Genomic DNA, 26,839 nt, shown 5'->3' with positions numbered 1-26,839 from the left:
TCCTCAGCGCAAAGCGGCGCGGTAGGTCAGCACGAGGCCGACAGCGGTCAACGAGTCCTTGTCGCCGTCCACGGCGAACGTCCACCCCGAGCCGTCGTCGTGCACGTGCTGGTCGGTCGCGGCCAGCACGAGACGCGCGGAGTCGTTGGCGTAGCGCGGGTACACGCCGGTGATCGGGCCGACGATCCCCGGGAAGAGGCCGGGGGTCAGCGGCAACGTCAGCGGCTCACCGTCCACAAAGGCCTGCCACTCGTCCGGGAAGTCGGCTTCGAGGTCGAAGAACCGGGCCGTGGCGAAGGGTTTCATCATGCCCTTCACCGCGTTGGCCAGGATCTCGCCGCCGTCCTCCGCCGTGTACCGCAAGGTGATCACGACGTCCCGCAGGGCAAGCGGCCTGCGCCCGGCCAGTTCCAGCCGCCACGACGACACCGCGCCGGTTCCCTCGAACGGCAGGTAGCGGGGGTCGTCGTAGCGCAGCTCGAACAGGCCGTTGTTCTCCTGCATCTCGCCCACCTGCGACAACGCGATCCGCTGGCCCGCGCGCCAGTCCGTGCGCAACGACGCGGGCGGTGGCTGGGTCGGGTCGAGCAGGTGCCGCACGGCCTTGGCGTCCGGTTCCAGCGCCGTCTTGTGGGTGAGCTGGGTCAGCAGGGCGTTGGGCTGCACCGACCCGTCCGCGCCGGCGAACGTCACCGACACCGTGCGGATCTGCCGCCGGTAGTGGCCGGGGAAGTCGCGGTCGAACAGGTCCTCGGTGAGCGCGAACTCGCACGCCCCGCCGTCGGCCAGCGCGAGCAGCGCCAGCGGGTCGAGTTCGAGCAGCGACACCCGCCGAGTGATCTCCAACGGCCGCGCCGCGGCGGCGTGGAACGCCTGCCCGAGCTGCTCCAGGTCGATCCCGAGGCTCTCCCCCGCGAGCAACCCGCCCCGCCTGCTCTCCCAGTACAGCGGCTTGATGAACGAGTCCGTCACGCCGCGCTCGAACTGGAACGCGCGTTCAGCGGCCCGCGCCGTCTCGTACGCCATGCCGTAGGACTGGAAGTACAGCCCGGCCAACCGGCCCGCCATCCATCCGTACAGCTGCGCGCCGGTGAACTTGTCCTTCAGGAACGCGCCGATCTCCTTCTGGTGCCTGATCTCCTGCGCGTGGATCTCGGCCTCGCGGCGCACCGACGCGAGCTGCTGCTCGGCCGCCACGATCTGGTGCGCGATCTGCACGAGGTCGGCGCGCGCTGTGTCGAGCTGGAACCGCCACTCCTCCTCGGTGCGCTCCTGCTGCGCCCGCACGCCGAGCAGCTCGCCGGTGATCGAGAAGCCCTCGCCGAGCAGCTGGGTCATCTCGGAGGTCTTGTCGAGCACCGACCCGACCTGCTTGCCGCCCCACTCGATGCCCATGATGAACGGACCGATCTTCTGCTGCGGCCAGGCGTAGGCGATCGCGGACCCGATCTTGGTGAGCGCCGCCGTCAGGTGCAGCGCCGACGCCGTGCCCATCAACCCGATCTGCGCCTCCTCCAACGCGCTCAGCCCGGTGTCGACGAGCCGCTGGTAGTGCCGCATCCGCGCGTCGGTGGCGTCCCGGCCGGCCTGCAGCTCGGCCAGGTTCGCCTCGGCGGCGCGGACCTGCGCGTCCTTGACCGCGGTGGTCAGCTCCAGCAGCACGCCCTCCTGCCGGTGCTGCAGCAGCGCGAGCTCCTCGCCGTCGCGGCGGTCGAGCACTGACAGCAGGTCGTTGCCGAACTGCCGCACCCGGTCCAGCAGCTCCTGCGCCCGCCGGAACGTCGTCTCGAACCGGTGGTGCGGCACGGCGACGGACGAGGAGGCCGTCACCGCAGCGTCCACAGAGGACCCACCGGCCACGGCGCGCACCAGGTCCATCGGGTCGATCGGCGGCTCGAACAACGGCAACGGCCGCGCGACCCCGAAGAAGTCCAGCGACGCCCTGATCTTGCGCAGCCGGTCCTCGACGCGGTCCCAGTACTCGGTGAACAGGCTGTTGTCGGGAATCCGGAAGTAGCCGTTGGCGAGCCCGGCGTGCACGCGGCCCGGCCCCTCCAGCAACGCGCCGCCGCCGGTCAGCTCCGCCACGGCCGGGGACGGGGCGGTCCCGGTCAGCCCGGTGTACGTCAGCGGGTCCGAAAGCGGTGTGACGCCAGGACGTTCGGGCCGCGACCCGAGCAGGTCCCACGCGAAGACGTAGAGCATCCGGGCCTCGTCGATGCTCTCCATCGTGTACTGCTGGAACAGCAGGTCGCCCCAGTCCAGCAGGTTGTCGACGTACGCCATCACGACCGACCGCCGGTGCGCGACCGGACGCAGGTCGGCGATGGCGTGCGGGTCGAACGGATCCCGCCGGTACGCCGCGATCTGCGCGTCCTTGTCCCCCACCAGGTCGTACTGGCGGCGCAGCTCGGCGACCAGCGCGGTACGTTCCCGCAACTGCTCCAGCGCCCGCACCAGCCCCAGCAGCTGGGACTTCTTCGGTTCCCGCGTCCTCGGTTTGATCTGCGCCTGGACCGCGGTGATGGCATCCGCGAGCAGGAGGTGCAGCTGCGAGGCCGACACCCGGTCGAGCACGACGATCTCCGCCGGCGTCAGCGTCCGGTTCTCCCGGAACGCCGGTGCCAGCACGGCGAGGTCCGCCAGCACCTTCGCCAGTTCGGCGCCGAGCCCGGCGGGTTCGCCGAAGCCCGCAGCGGTCAGCGACGCGGCCAGGTCCCGCATGTCGTCGAGACAGCGCTGGGCCAGCGCGGCCAGGTCGACCGCCAGGAACGGCAGGAACTTCCAGTACCTGTCGGTCTCGGTCGGGTCGAAGACGTGCTCGTACCACTGCCGGGCGTCGGCGAACCGCTGCGCGCTGTTGAGCGCCTGCGCGATCAGCACGGGAGCGTGGCAGAAGATCTCCCAGTAGTAGATGCCGTTGGCGCTCTGGAAGTCGAGGTGCGCGCTCGCGGGCAGCCGGGTCGCGGCCACCCGGTTCGAGACCTGGATGGTGTTGCCGCCGGATCTGTCCGTGCGGAACTCGGGCCGCTCGTCGATCTCCTGGCTCGCCGGGTCGAGCAGCGCCGCCACTCCCCCGGCCAGCAGCCGCTGGTTGAGCTGCGCGGCCGTGCTCGTGGTCAGCCGGACCACCTCGATCGGCATCGAGATCCGTTCGAACGGCCGCAGGATCGAGCCGGTCTTCGGGTAGCGCAGGTAGGTCGCGCCGTCGAAGAAGTACAGGAAGTCGTTGTCCAGCACGCCGGTGAACTGCTCCGGCAGGTCGCCCCAGTTGCCGTCGATCGGAGCGAACGCCCCCAGGTCACCGGGATGCGCGCCCATCTTCGCGTACGCACCCCCGCTGAACGCGTACCGCTGCGTCCCGCGCAGGAACACCGCCGTGATCTTCTGCCGCAACGGCTTGGGATAGCCCTCGTCCACGGCGTCCGGTACGCCGTTGTGCGTGATCGTGTAGCGGTAGTACTGGAGGTCGCGCGTCAGGTACAGGTGCTCCCCCTGCACCCACGCGGCGTCCACCGCGGACATGCCTCCGACGGTCGCGCCGCGGTTGAGGTCGCGGTTCGGCCGGGTGGTCTCGGTCGCCTTGCGCGGCCGCCGCCGTTCCACCACCACCTCGGTGCACGTCTTCGCGGCGTCGTCGAAGTAGTAGCTGGTGTTCTGCACCCGCAGCGCCGCGCCCAGCCGTCGTTGCGGCAGGTCGTCGGGGTTGTCGGTGAGCCGTCTCGGGTAGCCGTTGTCGATCTTCTCGTAGGTGTCGCCGGTGTAGCGGACGTAGTCGTCGCCGAGGATCAGGAACGTCTGGCGCTCCTCCGCGTCGACGATCGCCGCGTCGAACCTCGGGTGCCTGCCGAACACCCCTCCCGCGGCGGACCTGCCGTCCCGGCGTTCGACCTTGTCGAGCTCCGCCGAGTAGAACCACTCGACGCCGTTGAGGTCGGTGAACGCGGAGGTGACCTTCTCCCACTTCGGGAAACCGTCCACGTTGGACACGACGGGCTTCGGGTAGTTCGGGTTCGGCGTGCCGCCCACGCCGCTGTAGAGCGTGTACTCGGGGCCGGAGAACAGGAACGTCTGCTCACCCCTGCGGATCACGGCGTCCACCACGCCGGTACGGCTCAGGTTGGTCTGGGTGCGGCCCCAGCGCTCGGCGATCGGGCGGATCTTCGCAGCCGTGCCGTTCGTGACCTCGATGAACCCGGACAGCGGGTTGTTGAAGTAGATCTGCTTGCCCACCACGGCGACCGCCGCGTTGACCTGCTCCCAGCCGCTGAGTCCCAGTTCGCTCAACGGTTTCGGCTCTACCGGGTCGCCGGGCGCCACGACCGACGGCCGGCACAGGAAGCTGCCGCCCTTGTGGTCGATGCTGAACCACGGCCCGTAGTCGGTGCCCTTGGTGCTGGTGAACCGCACGACCTTCGGCCGTTCGACGCCCTGGGTGAACTCGGTCTGCGCCAGCACGTCGAGCATCGGGTCGGTGGCGGCGACCGTGCTGCCACTGGTGATCGCGGTGAGCGGCACCTCGACCAGTTCCGGCGACAGCGCCGCCGACTGCGAGAACGTCTCCTTGGTGAGCTCGGTGTTCAGCGCGGAGTACGTGCAGCTGACGACGATCGACTCGCCGGTGGCCTCGACCGCGAGCTTGATGTCGAAGAGCGAACCGTCGCGGCGGGTATCCATCGCGAGCGTCTGCGCGGGCACCCACTCGCGGTTGAGATTCTGGAACGAGTAGTGGATGCGGACGCGTTCGGTCTGCGGCGGCGCGGAGACCTCCTGCTTCTTGCCCTCCTCCTTGGTGGTCAGCGTGGTCGAGGTGGTGGCGGCGGTGACGGTCTCCTTGGTCGTCCAGAACACGAAGACGCGGTTGAACGCGTGCACCGGGTGCACCTCGTCGGCGTCGATCTGCACGTCAACCTTGAGCCACGCGTCCCACGCGGCGGTGAGCTTGTCGGCGCCGCTGAACCGCGCGCGGCGGTAGTAGTAGCGGCGCGGCTGGGTGCGGGTGCGGCCGAACAGCACGAGGTCACGGCCGTTGCCGCTGTCCGGCGCGAACACGTGCCCGCCCGCGATCGCGAGCCGCGACACCTCGGTGTACTCGTCGAGGTAGCGCTTGTAGGCCTTCTCGACGGCCGCCGGCGTGATCTCACCCTGCAGCAGGTCGGCTTCCAGCGCCTCGAACGCAGGCGTGCGGCTGTCGCGCAACTCCGGCCGCAGGTAGTTCTCGGGGTACAGGAAGACCTTCCGGTTCGCCTCCCACGTCCGGTAGTTGCGCATCCACGCCCACCTCGCCCGCAGTTCGGCCTTGGTGCCCGGCTTGCGTTCGGTGAGGTCCTCCAGGTCGAGGAAGTACCGGTGCAGGAACAACTGCGTGGCCGCGATCGCCTCGCGCACCTGGGACGTCCTCCCCCGAGCGCCCATGTCGACGTCGATCAGCAACAGCTCGAACAACTCCCGGGAGGTGGTCGCCCCGGTTCTCACCAGCGCCAGCGACAGCAGGGCGTCTCGCAGCGCGACCGCGAGCTCGTCGTGGACCTGCCGTTCCAGCGCCGGCCACTCCTGCGGGCCGAACCTGGTGGCCAGCAGGGAGTAGACGTGCGCCGACGCGGACGTACCGCCGCGCAGGGCCGTCCAGACCTCGTGCACCTCGGACGGGCCGGTGCCGAACGCCTTGGCCACGGCGAACACGTCGACCAGGCGGTGCAGCAGCTCCAGCTCGACCCGGTCGTCCTGCGGGCCCGGGACCAGCATCCCCCGCCGCCGGATCAGCCACCGCAGTTCGCCGGCGTCCCAGCCGAAGATGCCCGCCAGCGTGGCGAACGGGTCCTCGAAGGTGCGTTGCGCGGCCACGAACTCGGCCAGCCCGGTGTGCCTGCGGGCCAGCTCGGCGAACCGCGCGATGGTGTGGACGTCCTCGAAGCGGTAGTCGGCGCCGCCGGACCAGGCCTGCGGGAACGACCTCGGGTGGCCGCGGTCGATCGTGCGGTACCCGCGTCCCGAGTACCGGGCGTACTCCTCACCCCTCGCCAGGTACGTCCGTCCGTTCAGGACGAAGGCGGCGTCGATGCCGCGGTCGAACGGCAGGTCACCCCAGTCGTTGTCGATCGTGCGCGGGAATCCGGCGTCGACGAACGTGCGGTCGTGACCGCTGTACCGCGCGTACTGCTGACCGCGGAACACGTACAGCTCACCGGTCGGGGCGACGAACGCCGAGTCGAGACCGGGGTGGTCGGCGAACTCGTTGCGGACCTTGCCCCAGCGCTCGGCGATCGGCTGCGGGGCGAAGGCGTCCGAGCGGAACCAGTGCGGACCGGCGAACAGGTGCGTCGCGCCGTCGGCACCGCGGAACGCCGCGTCCACGCCGTCGAACAGCTCTGCCGGAAGCCTGCGCACGCCGAGGTCGTCGGCCAGCTTCGCCTCGATCGTGCGCGGATAGCCCTCGTCGGCGTGGCTGTCGTGCCCGCTGTACCGGACGTACTGGTCGCCGGAGAACAGCAGCGTCTTTCCGTCGGTGACGAGCGCGGCGTCGACCTTGCCGGTGTCGGCGATCAGGTTGCGCACGTCTGCCTTGAGCTCGACGACCGCGGTGGCCGTGCGCGAGACGACGTGCAGGCTCTCGCCGATGAACAGGTAGGCGGTGCGCGGGTTCGCGACGACCGCGTCGACCACCGGCAGGCCCTTCTCGACCCGGTCGGCGACGACGTCCTCGAACGTCTCGGGCAGGTTCGCGAACGCCCGTTCGGTGCGCAAATCGTCGGCGATGAGCCGCGGGTAGCCGGGATCGGTGTGGCGGTAGTCGCCGGTCGAGTAGCGGGCGTACTGGTCGCCGGAGAACAGGAACGTGCGACCGTCGCCGTCCACGAAGGCCGCGTCGACCCGGCCGCTGTCGGCGAAGTTGTTGCGCGACCGGCCCCACGCCTCCCTGATCTCGCGGTAGGGCGCGACCGCGCCGTCGAGCACGCGGGTGAACCTGGTGCCGGAGAACAGGTACGTCCCGCCGTCGCGGCCGGCGAACACCGCGTTCAGCGGGCCGGGCAGGGTGCCGGGCCAGAGCCTGCTGACCGGTCGCGGCGCGGTCCAGGTGTCGTGGCGGCGGGTCAGGTAGACCTCGCCGGTCACGAAGACGGAGGTGTCGCCGTCGACCAGCACGGCGTCCGGGACCACGTCGTCCGGCAGGCCCCAGAAGCTCGCGTCGGTGGTCTGCGGTTCGTCGTCGGGCTTGCCGTAGTCGGCGCCGGAGAACGTGAGGTACCGGATCGAGCCGTCCTCGGCGGGGCGCTCGAAGACGTACGTCGTGCCGTTCGTGACGTACGCGAGGCCGACGCTGGTCAGCCCCCAGCCGTCGGCGATCAGCCGGGGCTCGCCGTCGATGCGGTCGAGCCGTTCGCCCGCGTAGACGACGTACTGGTCGCCGCTGAAGACGTACGTCCGGCCGTCCTTGCCGGCGAACGCCGTGTCGATCCGGTTGTCGTCGGCGATGGTGTTGCGCGCGCGGCCCCAGTCCTCGGCCAGCGGGTACTCCCGCTTCAGCGCCACGTCGTAGCAGGCCAGGCCCTGGAACAGGTAGGTGTTGCCGTCCGTGCCGTGCAGCACGGAGTCGAGGCCGGTGCGGAACTTGGCCGGCACCGCGCGCAACGTCCTCGGTCTCGTCGGGGTCCGCGTGACGGTCAGGCCCTCCAACGAGCTGATCTTCTGCCAGCCCTCCTGGGTTTCCGCGACCACCGAGCCGTTCTCGATGAACGCCGCGCGCACCGGCTGCGTCTCGTAGCGGGCGTGCAGAGTGCTCGACGCGGCGTGGCACCGGCCGTCCGACACCAGGTACGTGGTGCGGCGGTCCGCGAACGCCGCGTCGACGCTCGTCAGCGCCGGGACGTTCGCGAAACCGGGCTCGCGCTTCAGGCTGTCGAGGTTGCGCGGATAGCCGTCGGCGATGCGCGTGCCGTCGTGGCGGACGTACTGGTTGCCGGAGAACAGGAACGTCGCGTCGGCCGTCCGCAGCGCGGCGTCGACCTTGCCGAGCCGGGCGATGCCGTTGACGACGTTGCCCCACAACGAGCTGATCGGCGCCGGGTACCTGTCGTCGAGCTTCGTGAAGTCGCCACCGGAGTACCGGGCGTACCGGGTGCGCTCGAAGAGGTAGGTCCGGCCGTCCTTGCCGACGAACGCCGCGTCGACCCCGCGGAACGGCAGGCCCTCGAAGTGCCGCTGGATCTCGCGGGGCTCGGACCACCAGCGGCGGCGGGCGTCCGACACCACGAACTCGGTGCCGGAGAACAGGAACGTGCGGCCGTCGCGGGCGGTGAGGACGGCGTCGACGGTCGCGAACCCGGCCTCGGGGAGGTTCCACCAGTTGTCGGCGAGCGGGCGCGGGTAGCCGGCGTCCGGGGTGGTGTGGTCGTGGGTGGAGTAGCGGACGTGGAACTGCGGACCGGCGTTCGCGTGCACCTCGATGACGGCGCCCACCCTGCGCAGGGTGAGGGAGATGCCGCGCTCGGCCGCCAGCCGCCACCCACCGTCGGCAGCAACGAGCTCGGCACCGGCGGCAACCGAAATCCCGTGGTCCTGCAACCTCTCCCGCAGCGTCCGTGACACCGCTCCGGCCTCGACGTCGGCCGTGTGCTCGGCCCCCAGCGCGAACAGCAACCCGCCGGCGCCGAACAGGTGCGTCACCCCGTCCAGCACGAACGACGCCCCGACCCGGGTCAGCCCTCCCCAGTCCCCCGCGACCAGCCGCGGGTACCCGGCGTCCACCACCGAGTAGTCGGCGCCCGAGTACCGCACGTACCGGTCGCCGCTGAACAGGTACGTCATCCCGTCGCGGCCGACGAAGCCCGAGTCCACCACGCCGTCGGCGAACACCGGCGCGAGCCTCCCCCACCGTTCGGCGGTGGCGCCGGGCGCCTTGCCCACCTCGACCGTGCGCCCGTCCTTGAACAGGTGCACCGCCCCCGAGGAGTCGCGCATCGCCGCGTCGAGGGTCCCGTCGAACCCGACCGGCACCTTCGGCAGGTAGCTCGTCAGCGACAACGGGAAGCCCTCGTCCACGGTCACGCCGGCGTTCTCGACGCAGTCGGTGTAGCTCACGACCTGGTTGCCGGAGAACAGCACGGTCGCGGCGCCGTCGGTCAGCGCCGCGTCGACCCTGCCGGTCTCGGCGAGGGTGTTGCGGACGCGGCCCCAGACCTCGGCTGCCGGGCGTTCGGTGCCGCCGTTGCCCAGCGCCAGGGTGTGGTCGCCGGAGAACAGGTGCGTGACGCCGTCGCGGTCCTGGAACGAGGCGTCCACTGTGGACCGGAAGCGGTCGGGCAGCGGCACGGTGCGGCCCTCGCCCTCCCACCACTCGCCGATGTCGCGCGGGTAGCCCTCGTCCGCGAAGTCGTACTGCGGGCCCGAGTAGCGGACGTACTGGTCGCCGCGGAACAGGTACGTCCTGCCCTCGTCGTCCACGAACGCGCTGTCGACGCGGTGTGGTGCGGCGAAGTTGCTGTGGACCTGGCCCCAGACCTGGTCGCGCTGGTCCCAGTGGGTCGCGCCGGCCTCCCGCGCGAACGTCTTGAGGCCGCTGACGAGCCACGCCGTGCCGGCGCCGTCGGTGAAGGCCGCGTCCACGGCGGTGAGGCCCGCGAACCGGGGTGACAGGGCGGTGAGCGGGTGCGGTCCCTCGGCCGTTTCGGCGCCTGGCGGGTAGAACCAGTACGTCTGGCCGTGGAAGAGGTACGCGCCGTCGGCTTCGAGGAGCGCGTCCACCCGGCGCACGCCTTCGGGCAGCAGCAGGGGTTCGCTGAAGCCGCTCGCGAGGTCCTGGTCGTGGAACGCGACGGCGACCCCGGTGGCGTCGAGGCCGAGGCGTCCGGCCAGCAGGGCGAACCGGCGGACGCGGTCGTGCACGCGGACGCTGCCGCCCAGCAGTCCTTCCACCGCCTCGGGCACGCTGCCGGCGACGCCCGCGCAGATCGCCTCGGTGACCTCGGTGGGCAGGCCGATGCCGTCGGACAGCGTGGCGACGAGCAGCCGCCGTTGCCGGTCGGCGAGGTCCGTGACGGCCGCGGTGATCTCGGCGATGCCGGCGTTCAGCTCGCGCGCCAGGACGTGCAGCAGGTAGAAGACGTCGGTGGCGTAGTCCTCCAGGCCCGGCAACGTGAACGCGGCCGGTTCGCTCAGGCCGAGCCGGTCGGCGGGCACCACGAGGTCGTCGTCGAGGTCGCCGCGCGCGACGAGCAGGGCGAGGAGGTTGCGCCTCTCCTCGGCGTCGAAACCCAGTTCCGCCAGGGCGTCCACGTCGAACCGGTAGGGCTTCAGCTCGGCGAGGACGTCCCGGATCCGGCCGGTGACGGTGGCGAGGTCGGCGCTGGTGAACAGGCCGGTCGCGGTCACGACGTTCGCGTGGTCCGCGAAGAACGCCCTGAGGTCGTCGGGGACGCGGTCGTCAACGAGGTAGGTGCCGTCGAGGGCCTCGGCCATCGCCTGGGCGGCGGCCTCGTCGGCGAGGCCGGCGAACGTGTCGTCGTCCACGGTCAGCAGCTCGGCGCGGGTGGCGGCGAGCTGGGCCTGCATCGCCTGGAGGATCGCCGCGCGGTGCGGGTGGAACGAGATGTCGACGGCGAGCTCGCGGGAGGTGAGCCCGGCGAGCGCGGCGATGTCGGTGTAGTGGTCGCCGGCGTCGACGTACCCGTTGAACCGCAAGCTCTCCAGCAGGTCGCCGACGGAGATCGGCAGGTCCGCGAAGATCGCCGGGTCGAGCGCGAGCTCGTGGTCGCGGGCCTCGTCGGCGAGTGCTTGGAGCTGTTCCAAGACCGCGGCCGCCACGTGGTCGAGCGGCACCGTGACGTCGTCCGGCCGGGAGATGATCGTGCCGTCGGGGTCGACGTGGCCGAGCACGAGGAGGTTGTCGTACAGCTCGTCGGCGTGCTCGAACCGCGCGAGGTCGGACGGGTACAGCGCGTCCGTCCCGGCCATCAGCTCGCGGACGGGTGCGAGGACGTCGCCGAAGTCGTGCCACAGCACGAAGTCGCCGGTCAGCGAGCCGGGCACGAGCAGGCCGTCGGCGTCGACGTACCCGCCCAGCACGAGGTTCGTGCGGATCTTGGCGGCGAGCAGGCCGGCGAGCCCGAGGCCGCGGAAGTCGGCGGCGGTGATCACGTCGAGGTCGCTCAGCGCGTCGAACGCGGCCGTCGCGAGGGCCTCGGGGTCGGGCCGCAGCAGGCGCGGGTCGCGTGCCGTGACACCGTCGGAGCTGACCAGCACGTCGTAGATGACCTGAGCGGCGCGCTCGCTGAACCGCCGTGAGGCGAACACGTCGGGCGTGAACGCGGCGGCGTCGAGCGTCTCCTCCAGCGGGAGGTCGTCCCACTCGCCTTGCACGGCACCGAGAACGACACCGAGCTCGCCGACGTCCATGCCGACCGTGCGCAGCCAGCGGACGACGCCGGTGAGCAGCCGCACCAGGCACAGCGCCGACTCGACGTCCGGCGCCTCGAGCAACGCGTGCAGGTCGGGGGTCGCGGGATCGACCTCGCGGACGCCGAACGCCGTGGTCCTGAGCACCGCGGCGTCCTGGGCGAGCGCGTCGAGCAGGCCGAACAGCTCGTCGGCCGAGACGTCGAGCGCGGCGGTGAGGCGTCCGGCGCGGTAGAGCAACGACAACGCGGGGAGGCCGAACGCGTCGAACGGCCCGGGGCGCGCGACCGTTCCGGGATGGTGTCCCCGCACCCGCCGGACGACCGCGCCGATACCGGTTTCGGAAAGGCCGGTGAGTTCGGTGATCTGTTTTCTGGCAGCCCTGTTCTGAAGGGCCAGAATGTCGCCGGAAACTGCCGGAACGGGCAATTCCAGCGGCGCGACGAGATTCACCACGACGTCGATCGGCAAATCCAGGTCCTGCCGGACGCGAAGTACGGCGGCGACTATTCTCAACGCCTTGGCATCGAGTGTTCCCGCGCAGCAGCGGCGCAGCACGAGGTGGCTGTCGTCGAGCGTCAGGCCGAGCCGGCGGGTGAGGCGCACCAGCCGTCCGGTGAGGTCGAACCACGCCGGCGGCACGGCCCCGGTGCTCCAGACGAGCCGGCCGTCGACCTGGGAGAGGTCGGGCTCGAGCCGCACCAGGTCGTCGAGCTCGGCCTCGGTGATCCGCGTGGCGCGGCGGAACTCCTCGACGTCCGACGGTCCGGCCTGGCCCGCGACGGCGGTGGTGAGCAGGTCGGCCTCGGAGGCGGAGAGGCCGAGCCGTTCGCGCACGACGGCGTCGCGGTTCGGTCTCTCGTCGAACAACCCGTGCAGCAGCACGGGATCGACGCCGAGGTGGTGCAGGTACCGGCGCACCTTGAACCGATCGAGGTCGAACGGCAGCGCGTACGACTCGCTCAGCTCGTGCAGCCGTCCGGCATCGGGTCCGACGAGCGTCGCGAGCACCCGGTTGACCACGTCGAGGTACGGCACCTCGGCGTAGGTGGCCTCGTGGTCGAGCGGGATGCCGACGAGATCGGCCCGGCGGCCGGTTCCGGTGAGCGGGGCGCCGTCGAAGTTGTCGTCGATCAACTGCAGCAGGTCGACGAGGTAGGCGGCGGGCGAGTACACCGAGCGCGCCTCGTCGACGGTGCGGAAGTCGAGCTCACCGAAGAGCTGCTCATATGTCGGCAGGAATTTGTCGCGGCGCACGAAATACCCCCGATTGCACACGGAAGAATGGATACGCCGAAATGTCCCGACCTGCTCCCGCAGCAATCCGGCGGACGATTCTAACCACGCGCCGATCACGGTTGCGTCGGCTGAACGGGTGGCGCGAACGGTCACGTCACCAGGCGCAATGCACTGCACCGAATGGTCGTGACGAACTGGAATTCAGCGCCGGGAACTCACCGGCGGAACAACGTCCGGGCTGCCACGGTGACCCACGCGGCCACCAGCGCGCCGTACAGCGCCACGGCCACCCCGGAGAACAGCGCCGACGGCACCCGCACGGCCAGAGCGTGCGTCCCGGTCACCAGCGTCCCCACCGGGAAGACGAAACTCCACCACGTCAACGCGAACGGCAGCCCGCGCCGAGCCGCCCTCACGGTGACAGCCGCCGCCAGCGCCACCCACAGCAGCGCGAACCCCCACGCGACAGTCCCGTACAGCACCCCGAAAGCGACCTGGCCGGGCAACACCGGAACCCCGGCCAGCAGGTTGGCGGCGGTGATCGACTGTCCCAGCGGCCCGAGCACGATCCACACCGTCGGCACGGCGGAGGCCGCCCCCACCCCGTGCGCCACCAGCCGTTGCCAGACCTGCGGCACGATCACCAGGGTCGCGAACAGGCTCACCCCGAACAGCGCGTAACACCCGAGCACCATCGCCTGCCGCCCGGCGCCGTCCGCCATGTGCTGAGCCAGCAACGCACCGGAAGCGGCAGAGACCATCGGCGGCACGACGGGCATCAGCCACCCGGCGAACGCGAGCTCCCCGCTGCCGATCATCCGCACCGGCACCACGACGGAGGTCACGAGCCCGAGCAGCGTGCCGGCGGTCCACAGTGTCCAGTCGACGGCCAGCGCGGCGGGCAACCCGATCCAGTCGGACCCGAGCAGCAGGGCACCGGTGCCGACCGTCATCAACGCCATCGGCGGCGCGCCCCAGAACTGCGCCATCACCGGGTCCGCGAGCTGAGCCCGCACGGTCCGCCACGTCCACCGCCGGGCGGCCGCGATCACCAGGCACACCAGCACCAGGGCGGCCGTGGCCCACACGTACCGGGCGACGGCGTGCAGGCCGGGCATCGAGGCTCCGGCCGTGGCGACGATCCCCGTCCCCATCACGGACGCGAAGAGGTTCGGGCCGAAAGGCGCCGCTCGTCGCACCTCTGGGGCACGGTGTGGTCGAGGTGCGAGAGCGGTCACGACATGACGATCGTCGTTCCCGTCGCCTCTCGGTAGGCACCCGGCACCGATGTGCACATAGGCTGTCCCTATGCCTCTGCCGCCAAGGGTCACCGACCTCACCAGCTTCGACCTGTTGCTGAGCGTCGCCGAGCTGGGCAGCATCGGCCGGGCGGCGCAGGCCCACGGCATGTCCCAGCCGAGCGCCAGCGAGCGTCTCAGGACCCTGGAGGCCCGCGTCGGCCTGACGTTGCTCGAACGCACCCCGCGCGGCGCGAGGCTCACCACGGCCGGTCAGCTCGTGGCGGGCTGGGCGGCGCAGGTGATCGCCCGCGCGGCCGACCTCGACGCCGGCATCACGAGCCTGCGCGCCGACCGGCAGAGCCACCTCCGGATCGCCGCGAGCCTCACCGTCGCCGAGTACCTGCTGCCGGCGTGGCTGATCGCGCTGCGCCAGGTGAGCCCGGACACCGCGACCGTGCTGTCCGCGGGCAACTCGGTGCACGTCGCCGAGCAGGTCCTCGCCGACCGCGCCGACCTGGGGTTCATCGAGAGCACCGACGTGCCGGCGGGCCTCGCCACGCGCGTGGTCGCCCGCGACGAGCTGGTGCTCGTCGTCGCTCCCGGCCACCCGTGGGCACGGCGCCGCCGGGTCACCGCCGCGAAGGCCGCCGCGACCCCGCTGGCCAGCCGGGAGCCGGGATCGGGCACGCGGCAGGCCTGGGAGCACGCGCTGAGGGCGGCGGACGTCACCGAGTCGGCGGACCCGCTGCTGGAGATGTCGTCGACCACGGCGATCAAGGCGGCCGCGATCGGCGGCATCGGCCCCGCCGTGCTCAGCATCCACACCGTGGCGGCCGACATCGCGGCCCGCACGCTCGTCCGGGTCGAGGTCGGCGACGTGGACCTGCACCGCGCGCTGCGAGCGGTCTGGCCGTCCGGCACGACACCGCGCGGGCCCGCCTCCGACCTGTTGACCATCGCGACGCGTAGTCTCAGCCCTCGTGCCGACCGGCGGTAGCAAGCAGGTTCGGGCCGCGCGCAAGCGAAAGAAGCGCATGGCCCGCGTCGTCAACGACCTCACCGACGCGCAGTGGGACGCCCTCAAGACGGCGTGGGGCGGCTGCGCGTACTGCACGGCGCCCGCCGCCGCGTTGCAGAAGGACTGCGTGCAGGCCCTCTCCCGCGGCGGCAGGTACACGCTCGGCAACGTCGTGCCCGCGTGCGGATCGTGCAACGCCAGCAAGTGCAACGCCGAGGTGACGGGCTGGCTGCGGCGCAAGAAGCTCGACGAACGCACGTTCCTGGTGCGCCACTACGAGATCTCGGCCGAGCTCACCGCCCGCTTCCCGGTGTCCACTGTGGACTAGGCGCTGTTCCGGACCGCGTTGTAGCTCTGGTACAGCGCGTCCCAGGCCTTCGCGCACTGCGCGTTCAGCCCGGCGTCCGCGCTCTGCCCACCGGCCGCGAACCACGGTTCGCACGAGGAGATCTCGGAGAGCTGGCGGCGCACGTCCGCGAGGGCGGTCTGGCCCGCGGGCGGCAGCTTGGCGGACTGCTTCTCGACCTCGTCGATCACGCCGGTCACGTCGGGCATGACGTGGACGCAGTTGTCGGAGGCGGCGACGGGCTCACCGCGCAGCCGGGCGGCGCAGTCGGTGAGCAGGACACCGATGGCGTCGAGCCGGGGCTGCAGGTCGGGCAGCGGGGAGCCGGTGGCGGTGGTGGAGGCCGGGGTGATCGTGGGCAGGGACGAGGTCCCGGTACCGCACCCGAGCAGCAGCAAAGCCAGCGCGATGGCGGAGTAGCGCATGCCAGGAGCGTAGCGAGACGGAAGGGCCGCCAGAGCGGGGGTGCTCCGGCGGCCCAGGTCGTTCACCCGATCAGGGTCAGGCGGCGATGTAGGACTTCACGCCTTCGGGGAAACCGATCGGGGCGGCGGACGCGTCGTTCACCGCGGTGCTCACGACGGCGGACTTGCCCTTGCAGCCCGGCTCCGACCAGATCTTCACGGCGCCGTCCGGGTTCAGCGACAGGAAGCCACCGCGGAGGTCGGCGCACTTCGACTCGACCTTGACGCCGACCGCGAAGCTGTCGTCGAAGTCCTTCTGGTTCTTGCCGCTGAAGAAGGTCACGGAGTTCGCGGGCTTGGCGCCCGGCGCCGGCTGGCCCTGCTGACCGTTGTTCTGGCCCGGCGCCTCGGCCTTCGGCACGGCGCGCTTGCCCTCGGGGTTCATCACGAACCACTTGTTGCCGACGTTCTGGCCGAGGATGTCGCCGGCCTTCTTGTCCTTGTTGAAGAGGTAGGCGGGGCGACCGCCGATGGCGACCTGGAACTGGCCGTCCTGGCGCTTGATGAAGCTGATGTTCTCCTTGCGGATGCCGGGGAAGAACAGCCGGGTTCCCTTGGTGACGGTGATTGCGGGCCAGGTCTTCGCGCATTCCCCGTTGCAGTTCGAGACGCCGCCGCCGACCGGGTCGTCGCTGAACCAGTAAACGGAGAGTCCCTTGCCGTTCACGACGGCGGGCTCGAGGCCACCGGCGTTGCCGGCGCGCAGTTCGACCCACTTCTGCCTGGTCTCGACCGGCGCGTTCTCGGGGGCGCGGTCACCGGTGTTCTGGTCCGCCTTGTTGGAATTAGCGGTGCCGCGCAACAGGTCCACACCGGACGTCGCGTCGGTCTCGACCGCGTTGTCGGCCGCGTTCTCGACCTGCGCCTGCTCCTGGGCGGGAGCGGCCGAGCCGGACTGCGTGGCGCCCTGACCGCACGCGGTCAGCGTGACGACACCGATCGCCAAAAGGGCAGCAACGATCCCAACTTGCTTGCGACGCATTGGTTTCTTCTCATTCCTGAGTGGACTCATCAACCTGTTCACCACTGTCACGGGCACGCTCCCAGAACGGTTCAGCGAAGTTCAAGTTGAGACCGCGATCACACGCGTTCCGGAACGCAGCCGGTACCGTTGGAGCCGTGAACATCAGCCTGAGCAGCGATTTCGCGACCGCGGTCCCCGAGATGGCGGTCTCGTGGAAGGCCGAACCGGTCGCCGAACCGGAACTGCTGGTCCTCAACGAGCAGCTCGCGACCGATCTGGGGCTCGATCCGGGGTGGCTGCGCACGGGAGGTCTGCCCTTTCTCACGGGCAACCATGCCCCCGGCGTCGCGCAGGCGTACGCGGGTCACCAGTTCGGCGGATACAGCCCTCGGCTCGGTGACGGCCGCGCGTTGCTCCTGGGCGAGCTGACCGACACCGAGGGCCGGTTGCGCGACCTCCACCTGAAGGGGTCCGGGCGCACGCCGTTCGCCCGCGGCGGCGACGGGCTCGCGGCCGTCGGCCCGATGTTGCGCGAGTACGTCGTCAGCGAGGCCATGCACGCGCTGGGCGTCCCCACGACCCGAGCGCTGGCCGTCGTCTCCACCGGGCACGTGGTGCAGCGCGAGGAGCCGCTCGCCGGTGCCGTGCTGGCCCGCGTGGCCGCGTCGCACCTGCGCGTCGGCAGCTTCCAGTACGCGCGCAACACCGGCGATCTCGACCTGTTGCGCCGCCTCGCCGACCACGCGATCGCCCGCCACCACCCCGGCAGCACCTACCTGGAGCTGTTCGCACACGTGGTGGCCGCGCAGGCTTCGTTGGTGGCGCGGTGGATGCTCGTCGGGTTCATCCACGGCGTGATGAACACGGACAACATGACGATCTCCGGCGAGACGATCGACTACGGCCCGTGCGCGTTCATGGAGGCCTACGACCCCACGACGAAGTACAGCTCGATCGACCACCGCGGCCGATACGCGTACGGGAACCAGCCGATCATCGCCGAGTGGAACCTGGCGCGGCTCGCCGAGGCGCTGCTGCCGTTGTTCGCCGACGACGAGGACGAGGCCGTGCAGCTGGCCCTCGCGACGCTGCGGACGTTCGACGCGCACTTCGAGGAGGCGTGGATCGGCGGGATGGCGGCGAAGCTCGGGATCTCCGGCGACATCAAGCCGTTGCTGACGGACCTGCTGGCGTTGATGCAGGAGAACCACGTCGACTTCACGTCGTTCTTCCACCTGCTGGCGCGGGCGGCCAGGGGCGACGCGGAACCCGCGCGGTCGCTGTTCCTGGACCTGGCATCCATCGACGCCTGGATCGCGCGCTGGCGGGAGCGGGACCCGGACGCGTCGGTCATGGAGCGCGTGAACCCCGTCTACGTCCCGCGCAACCACCTCGTGGAGGAGGCGCTGGCGGCCGGTGCCGACGGCGACATGGGCCCGTTCGGCCGGTTGCTGAAAGCGGTTACCTCCCCGTTCGGCGAACGACCCGGCCTGGAATACTTCTCGGCTTCCGCGCCGCGGGATTTCAGCGCCACCTACCGGACCTTCTGCGGGACTTGATGAAACTGCAGCCCATCGGCCACGTCGAATCACCCCTCCTCGACCGCTCGGCCGCGCCCAAGCAACCCGACGAGGGCGCACCGGAGGCGGCGCTGGTGTTCGCGCCCGAGTACGCGCGGGCGATGCGCGAGCTGTCCGCCGGCCAGGACGTCCTGGTGCTCACGTGGCTCGACCGCGCCGACCGCTCGGTGCTGGCCGTGCACCCGCGCAGCGACCCGGACCGCCCGGAGACCGGGGTGTTCTCCACCCGGTCGCCGGACCGCCCGAACCCGATCGGCCTGCACCACGTGCGGATCACCGCCGTGGACGGGCTGAGCGTGCGGGTCGCGCACCTGGAGGCGATCGACGGCACGCCGATCGTCGACGTGAAGCCGGTGCTCGGCCCCGAACGCTAAGGCTGCAGGTCGCGCGGGCAGCCCTCGTTGTCCGGCGGCACGACCAGGTCCTCGCGGAACGGCAGCTCCCCGCACAGCAGCAACGGCGTCGAGGTCGTGTCCGTGTTGCCCTGCAGGATCAGCACGGCCTTGTTGGACGGCAACCGCGTGCTGGCACCGAACCCGATGGTGCCGGTCGCGCCCTGGATGGCGTTGTCCGGCCGGATGCTGCCGATGCCCGCGAGCAGCCCTTCCCGCACACGTGCGCCGGGGTCGGTCCTGCGCACCTGCCGCACGCCCTCCGCGAGCACCTGCATGGCGTCGTAGGCGCTGGCCGACCGGCCGTCCCCGATCGACTGGCAGGTCTTGCGGAACGCGTCGAGGTAGTTCTTGTAGAACGGCACCTTCGCGCAGTCCCGCCACGCGGCGGGACTCGCGAACGACACGTAGTCCAGCCGCACGTTGGGGAACTGCGTCATGGTCCCCTCCAGGATGAACCGCGTCGACGAGTCGCTCGCGATCACCGGCGGCGTGCGCCCCTGGCACTTGCTGTTCATGCCGCGCAGGAACTCGGCGAGGTTCTGCGAGCGCCCGACGTAGAAGATCGCGTACCCCGGCTTCGCCTCGGCGGGGCAGGCGCCCTGCCCGAGACTCGCGGGCGCCAGCCCCTCGTCGTCGTTCGCGACCCGGTACGACTTGTACTGGCTGACCGTGATCCCGCGCTCGGCGAACGAGGCCTTCGCGCCTTCGGCGAGGTTCTGGCTGTACCGGTCGGTGTGGTCGCCGGAGTAGAAGATCGCCACGTCGGTGACGTTCAGCCGCGTCTTCGCGTAGTAGGCGGCGACGCGCGCTTCACGCAGGTTGTTCGGCGCGATCTGGTAGTAGTACTCGTTGATCAGCGCCATGTCGTCCGACGACGTGAGCGTGCCGATGATGGGCAAGGCGTTGCTGCCCAACTGCTTCACCACCGACCGGGCCGTGTCCGTGCTGATCGACAACCCGGTCACCGCCACCACGCTCCGGTCCCGCGCGGCCAGTTCGACGATCTTGTCCACCGCGAGGTCCCCGGACGCCAGCCCGCGCCCGCCCGGCCCCTCACCCCCGTTGGCGAGCAACATCCGGATGGGCACGTCACTCGTCTTCTGCGCCACCCAGACGCCCCGCAGCTCCTCGACCAGCGCCTGAAAGCTGTTGGAGGTGCTGGGAGTCAGCACGCTCAGGAACACGATGGTGATCGCGTCCGGCCGAGCCTCCGCCTTCCGGTTCTCGGCCACGATCCGCCCGTACACGTCCTCCAGGTCGGGACGGACCTCCACCGGCACCGTGTCCGGCACGAAGTGCCGCAACGGATCCGCCGACACCCCGATGCACTCCGCCCCGACCCGTTCGAGCGGCGACCGGAACGAGGGCGACCACCACTCCTCGCAGCGCCCGTGGTTCAGGAACGGCACCGCCACCAGCGATCCGGCCAGCACCAGCAACACGACCGGCGCCGCCAGCGCGTGCCGAAGCCTCATCGACGGGAACTCCGACAGCGCCCCGACCACCCCGCGCGCCGGCTCGGAGGCGTCCGTGTCCAGCCGCAGCACCCAGTTGTCCGACCGCGACAACTGCCGCAACCAGTCGTGATACCCGGCCAACGCGTCGGCCGCGTGCGTCCGCGGCGCCTCCGCCGACTCCCCGGCGGCGATCACCAGCAACGGATCCGGCTTGCTCAACGGATTGGCCCGCCACGACTGTCCACTCCGGACACCGCCGCGCGCCTTGGCGACGGCCCCGATCAACCACTGCCCCTCGGCGTTGTCCACCAGCAACCAGGGGTTCCCGGTCCGCCGCCGTCCGGTCCCCCAGGCGGTCCACCGCCGATGCGACCGCCGCAGGTCCTCCAGCAGCGCCCGCACCAGGAGGTCCCCGACCTCCTCCTCGTGCCGCTCCGCCAACCGCTCCTTCACCACGGCCCGGGCCAGCCGGTACAGCCCGTGCCGGGACCGCCCACCGAACGCCTGCTCCCCCACCCAGGTGGCAGGCCGCCACAGCAGGGCCATCACCGCGAGCCCGATGCGCGGCATCACCCCGATGATCAGCCGAATCCACCACGGAAAGTCCTGGGCGAGGTCCTGCGCCCCGTCCGCGGTGACCCGGACCCGCCCGCGCAGGTGCTGCCGGAACTCGCGGGCGATCTCCCGTTCCTCCTCGTCCGCCTCCACCCCGGCGGGCAACGACAGGTCCAGCAACCACGCGGCCAGCGCGTAGTGCGGAAACCGCAGCCGCGCCACCCCGCGCACCTCACCGGCGAGCTGCCCGACCACGTCGTCGAGCAACCTCCGCCGATCCCCCTGAGCCGCGTCGACGTGCGCGTACGGCACCCGCCGCCCCCGCGCCGCCATCGGCCGGTTGACCAAGGCCTCCAGGGGACTCTCCACCCCGGCGGGCCGCCGCAACCACACGATCGGCAACGGCAGGTCCCGCCCAGGCCACCGAGGCCGCGACGACAACCGGTCCAGCAACCTCAACAACTCGACCGCACCGCTGAACCGCAGCCCGCGCGTCTGCTCAGAACCGACGAACCACCCCTGCGACCCCACCCTGGACAGCGCCACCCTCGCCCCGTTCTGCCGGTCCCAAACAGAATCTGGACGGATTGTCGGCCACGAGGCACGTTCCATTAGCCGTTTCGACCGTATTCGAACCGGCCGCGAATGCCCTCACCACCAGGGTTTACCCACCGGGTACCCAGACCGCATGAACCAGCCGGTACCACCGCCGAACCCGGTGCCACCCACCCCGGGCCCGGACCAGCCACCAGCCCCGACCCCGGACCGACCGGGACCACCGGACCCGTTCCAGCCGCCGCACCCGCCGAGCCCGACTCCCCCGAAACCGGGCCCGCCGCCTGATCCGCTGACGCCCAACCCGGACCCGACGGCACCGCCACGGCCACCGGGACCGGATCCGCTGCCCCCGGACCCCAAGACCTTCCAGCCCTGAGGCACCCGGCACTCAGCACCCGAAACGCGAAGCCGAAGGCGAGCCCGAACGAGCGCCGCACATCGAAACAGCGGTGTGGTGACGTACAGACCCAACTCAGCCACGCACGCTTGAGATTGGGGCTTGACTTTGGGTGCGAGGTGCTAGCTTCTCGAGCTCGGCCGGGCGCTTTTCAGCCCGGCCTTTCCGGCCGACCAGCACCTCGCAAGGGCCCCGAAGTCAAGCCCCAATCTCTATCGACGCGCCAGCGGCGATGACTCGACCACGCTCGTCCGCAGTTGTCTTTGCACCCAAACCCAGCCACCCGCCCAAACGGGACGTACAAGTGGGTTTGACCGCAAAACTCCTGGGTACCCACCCCAGAACCGGCCGAACCGACCTGGGGAGCGTGACATGCTCAGTGGTCAGGACCAGCAACGGCTAATCGACATAGAACGGCGTCTCCGCGCCTCAGACCCGGACCTGGCCAAGGAACTCAGCCAAGGCCCACTGGCCAGGGCGACCGCCCGCCAACGGGCGATCGCCATCCTCGCCACCCTCACCTTCAGGAAGCGACCGCCACACTCTGGCCGCCCGCCGCACTCCGGCTGACACCCGGCCCGACGGCCCCGGGCGGAGCCTCGGCCCGCCCCCACCTCATCCGGGACCACGGCAGGTCCATCTCGCTCAACGCCCCGATCTGCCGTGGCTCCAACTCCTCCGGCCGAGCCGCGGAAGCGTGCCGCGAGTAGGCAGCCTCCACGTATCGATGCCCCGTATCAGGCGCCAGCACCACACAAACCCGCCCGGGATCGACCCGCTGCTCCCACCGAGCCGCCAAATACGCGGCCCCAGCCGACAGCCCAGCGAAGATCGCGTGCTCCCGCAACAACGCGACCCCACCACTCAGCGCCGCGTCGAAGCCGAACCAGTGCACGGTGTCGTACAACGTGTGGTCAACGTTGTCGAACGGGATCGAGCTCCCGATCCCGGCGATGATGATCTCCGGATCGTGCACGTGCTCGCTGCCGAACGTCACGCTGTCGAACGGCTGCACCCCCACCAGCTCCACGCCGGGCGACGTCTCCCTCAGGAACGACGCCACCGCCCCGGTGGAGGCCCCGGTCCCGACCCCGCCCACCACCGACAGCCGCGAGCAGTCGACGTGCGCCCGGACCAGGTCGGCGATCGCCCGGTAGCCGCGGTAGTGGACCTCGTCGTGGTACTGCCGCATCCAGTGGTACCGGGGCCGGTCCCGCAGGATCTCCTGCACCCTCGCCACCCGCCGGCTCTGGTCGAGCTTCAGGCTCGCCGACGGCGGCATCGGCTCGACGGTGGCGCCGAGGATCTCCAGCTGAGTGCGCAACGTCAGGTCGACTGTCGTGGAGGCGACGATGTGGCAGTGCAGCCCGTACCGATGACAGGCCAACGCCAGCGCGTGCGCGTAGATCCCGCTGGAGCTGTCGACCAGCGTGTCCCCGTGCTCGATCGTCCCGCGCTCCAGCAGGTACCGGACGGCTTCGAGCGCCGACGCCACCTTCATGGTCTCGAAGCGCAGGCACAGGGTGTGGGAGTCGAGGCGGACGACGGCGGGGCGGCTGAGGGCGTCTGCGATGTGGTGGTCCACGTCTTCTCTCATGTCCGGTAGCGGTACAGCGCTGTCTCGTCGGCGCTGAACTGGGAGAACGGGAACGGCTCCGCGGACAGGGCGGTGACTCCGGAACCGAGGAAGTGCCGCGCGACGGCACTGGCGGTCTGCGCGTAGACGACCAGCGGCACCGACCGCGACCGGCACACCCGCACGATCTCGTCGAACGTGCCGTTGCCGATCGTCATCCCGGTGGCCACCACGGCGTCCGCGACACCGAGCACGTCGCGCATGTCCGGGGTGACGGCGTCGCCCCATTGGGTCGTGCGCAACGACAGGTCGCACGGCAGGCACTCCGCACCGCGCTCGCGAATCGCTGCCACCAACGGGTTGACCACCCCGATCAACGCGACCTTGGCGCCCGCCGGAACGTCCAGCAACCCGGCGACGGCCGCGTCACGGGCCCGAGCCCGTTCCTCAGGCGTGCCAACGGGAAGCACCACCCGTTCGGCGCCGGAGGTCCGATGTGGACTGACGCTCGACAGGTACGCGTCCAGCGCCGCCACCCGGACCGCCACCGGCGCCTCGGTCAGCAGCGAGGCCACCGGCGCACCCGAAAAACCCGCACACACCGCCGGGTCGGCCTCGCCCTCCGCGAACGCGCAGGCACCGAACGCGGTCCCGACCCGGGCCAGCACGTACTGGTTGCGATAGGTCGTGTCCCCGCCGGCCAGGCGGGTGCCGTGATGCACCCAGAACACGCTGGTCGCCGGCAGGGACGCGGGATCGGGCCCGTGCCGTCCCGCCAGCACCTCGGCTATCAGATCATCCACTGTGGACATCGGTTCCCCCTCCAGTCCGGACCGGCGAGCGATAACCCACGGCCAGGTGGCCCAGGCCGTCGCGGCCGATCTCCGCTTCCACGTCGAACACCTCGCGCAACAACGGCGCGGTCAACACCTCTTCGGCGGTACCGGACGCGACGACCGCGCCGCCGTGCATCAGGACCAGCCGGTCGCAGTACCGGGCGGCCAGCGCGAGGTCGTGCAGCGCCACGACCACCGTCTGCGGCGTCCGGCTCGACAGCTCCATGAGCTCGAGCTGGTGCCGCACGTCCAGGTGGTTCGTGGGCTCGTCCAGCAACAACGCCGACGTCCGCTGCGCCAACGCCCGCGCCAGGTGCGTGCGTTGGCGTTCACCACCGGACAGCTGCTTCCAGGGCCGCTGAGCCAGCCCGACCAGATCCAGCTTCGCGAGCTCCAGAGCCACGATCGCGTGATCGGCGGCGGACGGTCCGCGCCACCGCGACCGGTGCGCGGTCCGGCCGAGCATCGCGACCTCGGCCACGCGCAGGTCGCTGTCGGTGTCGGCGGTCTGCTCGACGAACGCGAGCTTGCGCGCCCGGTCGCGGGCGGACCACGCCCCGATCTCCACGCCGTCGTACCGCACGACCCCGGCCGTCGGAGCCCGAAGTCCCGCCACGCACCGCAACAGCGACGACTTGCCGGACCCGTTCGGCCCGATCAGCCCGACCGTCTCGCCGGGCGACACGACCAGCGACACGTCCCGCACGATCGTCCTGCCGGGAACACCCCAGCTCAGCGAGTCCACCTCGATCTTCACAGCTCACCCCGCCTGCGCAGCACCAGCAGGAACAGCGGCACGCCGAGCAGCGCGGTGAACACGCCCACCGGCACCTCCAGCGGTGCGAACACCACGCGGGTCAGCGCGTCCGTCCAGACCAGGAACACCGCCCCGACCACCGCCGACAACGGCAGCAGCCGCCGGTGCAACGGCCCCACCAGGAAGCGAACGCCGTGCGGCACGATCAACCCGACGAACCCGACCGCTCCGACCGCCGCCACGGCCACGGCCGTCAGCACGGAAGTCGTCACCAGCAACACGATCCGGGTGGTCCGCACGTCGACCCCCAGCGAGGACGCCGTGTCGGCGCCGAACGCGAACCCGTCCAGCGCCGCCGAGCACAGCCACACCACCAGCAGCCCGGCCCCGAGCACCACCGCGCACACCACGACCGACGTCCAGCGGGCCGACGCGAGCGAGCCCAGCAGCCAGTTCGTCACGGCCCGGATGCTGTCGGCGTCCCCGGACGACAACAGGATCAACGAGGTCAGCGCCGCGAACAGCTGCCCCACCACCACTCCGGTCAGCACGATCCGCGACGAGTCCAGCCCGGTGCGCCGCAACAACAGCATCAGCAACCCGAACGCCACCAGCGCGCCGATCAACGCCCCGCCAGTCACGCCGAGCTGCGATCCGGCGAACCCCAGCACCACCACGACCACGGCACCCGTGGAGGCGCCGGACGACACCCCGAGCAGGTACGGGTCGGCCAGCGAGTTCCGCGTGACGCTCTGCAGCACCGCGCCGCACACCGCCAGCGCCGCCCCGACCAGCGCCGCGAGCAGCACCCGAGGCAACCGCAGGTCCCAGATCAACGAGTCCAGCAGGCGCGGCAACGGCAGCACCGGCAACCCGAGACGGGAGCCCGCGGCCCGGCCGATCTCGGCCCAGCCCGCACCCACCCCGATCCGCACCGCGACCACCATCGACACCACGAGCACGACGAGGCTCAGCACGACGACAGCCGTGTTCCGGTTGCGCCGCAACGGTTTCGGGTCTTTAACAACAACAGGGTCGAGGACGGCGGCCTCAGCCACGGATCTTGTCCAAGCCCGCGGCGAACGCCTTCAACGCGTCGACCGTGCGCACGGACGGGTCCATCTCGATGCCGGGCAGTTCGATGACCTTGTTCTCCCGCAACGCCTTGAGCTGCGACACCGCCGGGTGCTCGCGCATCATCGCGATCTTCTCGGCCGCCGTGTCCTCGGGGTTGCCGCGTTCGGACAGGTCACCGACGACGATCACGTCCGGGTCGCGCCGCGCGATCTCCTCCCAGGACGCCTCCGGCCACTCCTGGTTCACGTCGTCGAACACGTTGACCGCACCGGCGATCTTGCTCATCTGGCTCGGCATGCCGTCCCGCCCGGCGACGTACGGGACGCCTTTGAACACCGAGTAGACCCAGACGACCTTGACCGGATCCCGTTTGACAGCTTGGACTTCCGCGACGGCGGCGCGTTGCTCGGCGGCCAGTTGGTTCGCCTTCTCGGGGATGCCGAAGATCTTCCCGAAGTTCTCGTAGTCGCGGAACAGCCGGTCGAACGGCGCGGTCGTGCCGTCCGGGCAGTTCACCGCGCTCACGAACGTCGGCACGTCCAGGGATGCCAGCTCGTCGCGCGTCCCGGCGCGGTCGGCGGTGAAGAGCTCCTTGAACGACGCCACGACCAGGTCGGGGTTGGCCGCGCGCAACGGTTCCGAGGTGAGCAGCTTCGGCGACAGCACGGGGATCTTCGCGTAGGCGTCGGCGAACCGCGGCGCGACCTTGGTCTTGACGTTCGCGGTGCCGGCCATCCGGTCCTGGACTCCCAGCGCCAGCAACGTCTCCGTGGAGTTCTGGTCGAGCGTGACCACCCGTTGCGGCGTGCCGGCGAACGTGAGCTGCTTGCCGCAGCTGTCCACCACCACCGACTGGGCCGCCGGCGGTTGGGCGCCTCCCGGTGTGGCGCAGCCGGCGGCGAGAACCGCGACCAGCGCCAGGCCGAGCCGGGCGGGGTGAGACATCGGATCCTCCAGAGAAGTTCACTCGATCGGTGTGCGCTACTGT

15 protein-coding genes are annotated in these 26,839 nt (G+C 70.8%); 5 read left to right on the top strand and 10 right to left on the bottom strand.

Translation table 11 applies throughout. The features are described 5' to 3' along the window. Positions 1–3: 3 nt before the first annotated feature. Positions 4–12,648 (bottom strand): hemopexin repeat-containing protein, encoded by a 12,645-nt coding sequence (locus tag ACFWNN_RS05650; protein WP_382438674.1) that lies wholly within the window; start codon positions 12,646–12,648, stop codon positions 4–6. Between the two features lie 197 nt (positions 12,649–12,845). Continuing rightward, positions 12,846–13,829 (bottom strand): TDT family transporter, encoded by a 984-nt coding sequence (locus tag ACFWNN_RS05645; RefSeq protein WP_382438673.1) that lies wholly within the window; start codon positions 13,827–13,829, stop codon positions 12,846–12,848. 109 nt (positions 13,830–13,938) lie between these two features. Here ACFWNN_RS05645 and ACFWNN_RS05640 point away from each other — a divergent pair, with 109 nt between their 5' ends. Next, positions 13,939–14,868 (top strand): LysR family transcriptional regulator, encoded by a 930-nt coding sequence (locus ACFWNN_RS05640; RefSeq protein ID WP_382438672.1) that lies wholly within the window; start codon positions 13,939–13,941, stop codon positions 14,866–14,868. Then, positions 14,852–15,217: an HNH endonuclease gene (locus tag ACFWNN_RS05635; protein ID WP_382438671.1), complete on the top strand. Its 366-nt coding sequence runs from the start codon at positions 14,852–14,854 to the stop codon at positions 15,215–15,217. The genes ACFWNN_RS05640 and ACFWNN_RS05635 overlap by 17 nt, the downstream gene beginning before the upstream one ends. On the opposite strand, the gene ACFWNN_RS05630 is transcribed toward ACFWNN_RS05635, so the two are convergent. Together ACFWNN_RS05630 and ACFWNN_RS05625 are read right to left on the bottom strand one after the other, a co-directional pair. Then, positions 15,214–15,660 (bottom strand): hypothetical protein, encoded by a 447-nt coding sequence (locus ACFWNN_RS05630; protein ID WP_382438670.1) that lies wholly within the window; start codon positions 15,658–15,660, stop codon positions 15,214–15,216. The two genes, ACFWNN_RS05635 and ACFWNN_RS05630, sit on opposite strands and share 4 nt — an antisense overlap. A 76-nt stretch (positions 15,661–15,736) precedes the next feature. Further along, positions 15,737–16,681, bottom strand: a complete 945-nt coding sequence (locus tag ACFWNN_RS05625) for a hypothetical protein (RefSeq protein WP_382438669.1) — start codon at positions 16,679–16,681, stop codon at positions 15,737–15,739. A 137-nt stretch (positions 16,682–16,818) separates the two neighbouring features. Between ACFWNN_RS05625 and ACFWNN_RS05620 the strand changes: the two genes are divergently transcribed. Together ACFWNN_RS05620 and tsaA are read left to right on the top strand one after the other, a co-directional pair. Continuing rightward, positions 16,819–18,222: a YdiU family protein gene (locus tag ACFWNN_RS05620; protein WP_382438668.1), complete on the top strand. Its 1,404-nt coding sequence runs from the start codon at positions 16,819–16,821 to the stop codon at positions 18,220–18,222. After that, complete coding sequence (gene tsaA, locus ACFWNN_RS05615) at positions 18,222–18,617, top strand: tRNA (N6-threonylcarbamoyladenosine(37)-N6)-methyltransferase TrmO (RefSeq protein ID WP_382438667.1); 396 nt, start codon at positions 18,222–18,224, stop codon at positions 18,615–18,617. Before ACFWNN_RS05620 ends, tsaA begins: the two co-directional genes overlap by 1 nt. Here tsaA and ACFWNN_RS05610 read toward each other — a convergent pair. After that, a complete protein-coding gene (locus ACFWNN_RS05610) occupies positions 18,614–21,196 on the bottom strand; it encodes an ABC transporter substrate-binding protein (protein WP_382438666.1) in 2,583 nt (860 codons plus the stop codon). The genes tsaA and ACFWNN_RS05610 overlap by 4 nt on opposite strands. 781 nt (positions 21,197–21,977) lie before the next feature. Here ACFWNN_RS05610 and ACFWNN_RS05605 point away from each other — a divergent pair. Further along, positions 21,978–22,175, top strand: a complete 198-nt coding sequence (locus ACFWNN_RS05605; RefSeq protein ID WP_382438665.1) for a DUF3040 domain-containing protein — start codon at positions 21,978–21,980, stop codon at positions 22,173–22,175. Here ACFWNN_RS05605 and ACFWNN_RS05600 read toward each other — a convergent pair. Genes ACFWNN_RS05600 through ACFWNN_RS05580 form a run of 5 tightly spaced genes read right to left on the bottom strand, consistent with a single transcriptional unit; the run spans position 22,129 to position 26,796 of the window. Further along, positions 22,129–23,202, bottom strand: coding sequence for a pyridoxal-phosphate dependent enzyme (locus ACFWNN_RS05600; RefSeq protein ID WP_382438664.1), 1,074 nt, complete (start codon positions 23,200–23,202; stop codon positions 22,129–22,131). The genes ACFWNN_RS05605 and ACFWNN_RS05600 overlap by 47 nt on opposite strands. Then, a complete protein-coding gene (locus ACFWNN_RS05595; protein ID WP_382438663.1) occupies positions 23,199–23,993 on the bottom strand; it encodes a Rossmann-like domain-containing protein in 795 nt (264 codons plus the stop codon). The genes ACFWNN_RS05600 and ACFWNN_RS05595 overlap by 4 nt, the downstream gene beginning before the upstream one ends. Then, positions 23,977–24,774: an ABC transporter ATP-binding protein gene (locus tag ACFWNN_RS05590; protein ID WP_382438662.1), complete on the bottom strand. Its 798-nt coding sequence runs from the start codon at positions 24,772–24,774 to the stop codon at positions 23,977–23,979. The genes ACFWNN_RS05595 and ACFWNN_RS05590 overlap by 17 nt, the downstream gene beginning before the upstream one ends. Beyond that, on the bottom strand, positions 24,771–25,832 hold the full coding sequence (locus tag ACFWNN_RS05585; protein ID WP_382438661.1) for a FecCD family ABC transporter permease: 1,062 nt from the start codon (positions 25,830–25,832) through the stop codon (positions 24,771–24,773). The genes ACFWNN_RS05590 and ACFWNN_RS05585 overlap by 4 nt, the downstream gene beginning before the upstream one ends. After that, positions 25,825–26,796: an ABC transporter substrate-binding protein gene (locus tag ACFWNN_RS05580; protein WP_382438660.1), complete on the bottom strand. Its 972-nt coding sequence runs from the start codon at positions 26,794–26,796 to the stop codon at positions 25,825–25,827. Before ACFWNN_RS05580 ends, ACFWNN_RS05585 begins: the two co-directional genes overlap by 8 nt. Positions 26,797–26,839 lie beyond the last annotated feature (43 nt).

The sequence above is a fragment of the Lentzea sp. NPDC058450 genome, from assembly GCF_042721395.1.
In the GTDB taxonomy this organism is placed as follows: Bacteria; Actinomycetota; Actinomycetes; order Mycobacteriales; family Pseudonocardiaceae; genus Lentzea.
Note: the sequence above shows the minus strand (reverse complement) of the source record. Positions and strands in the feature narration are given on the sequence as shown.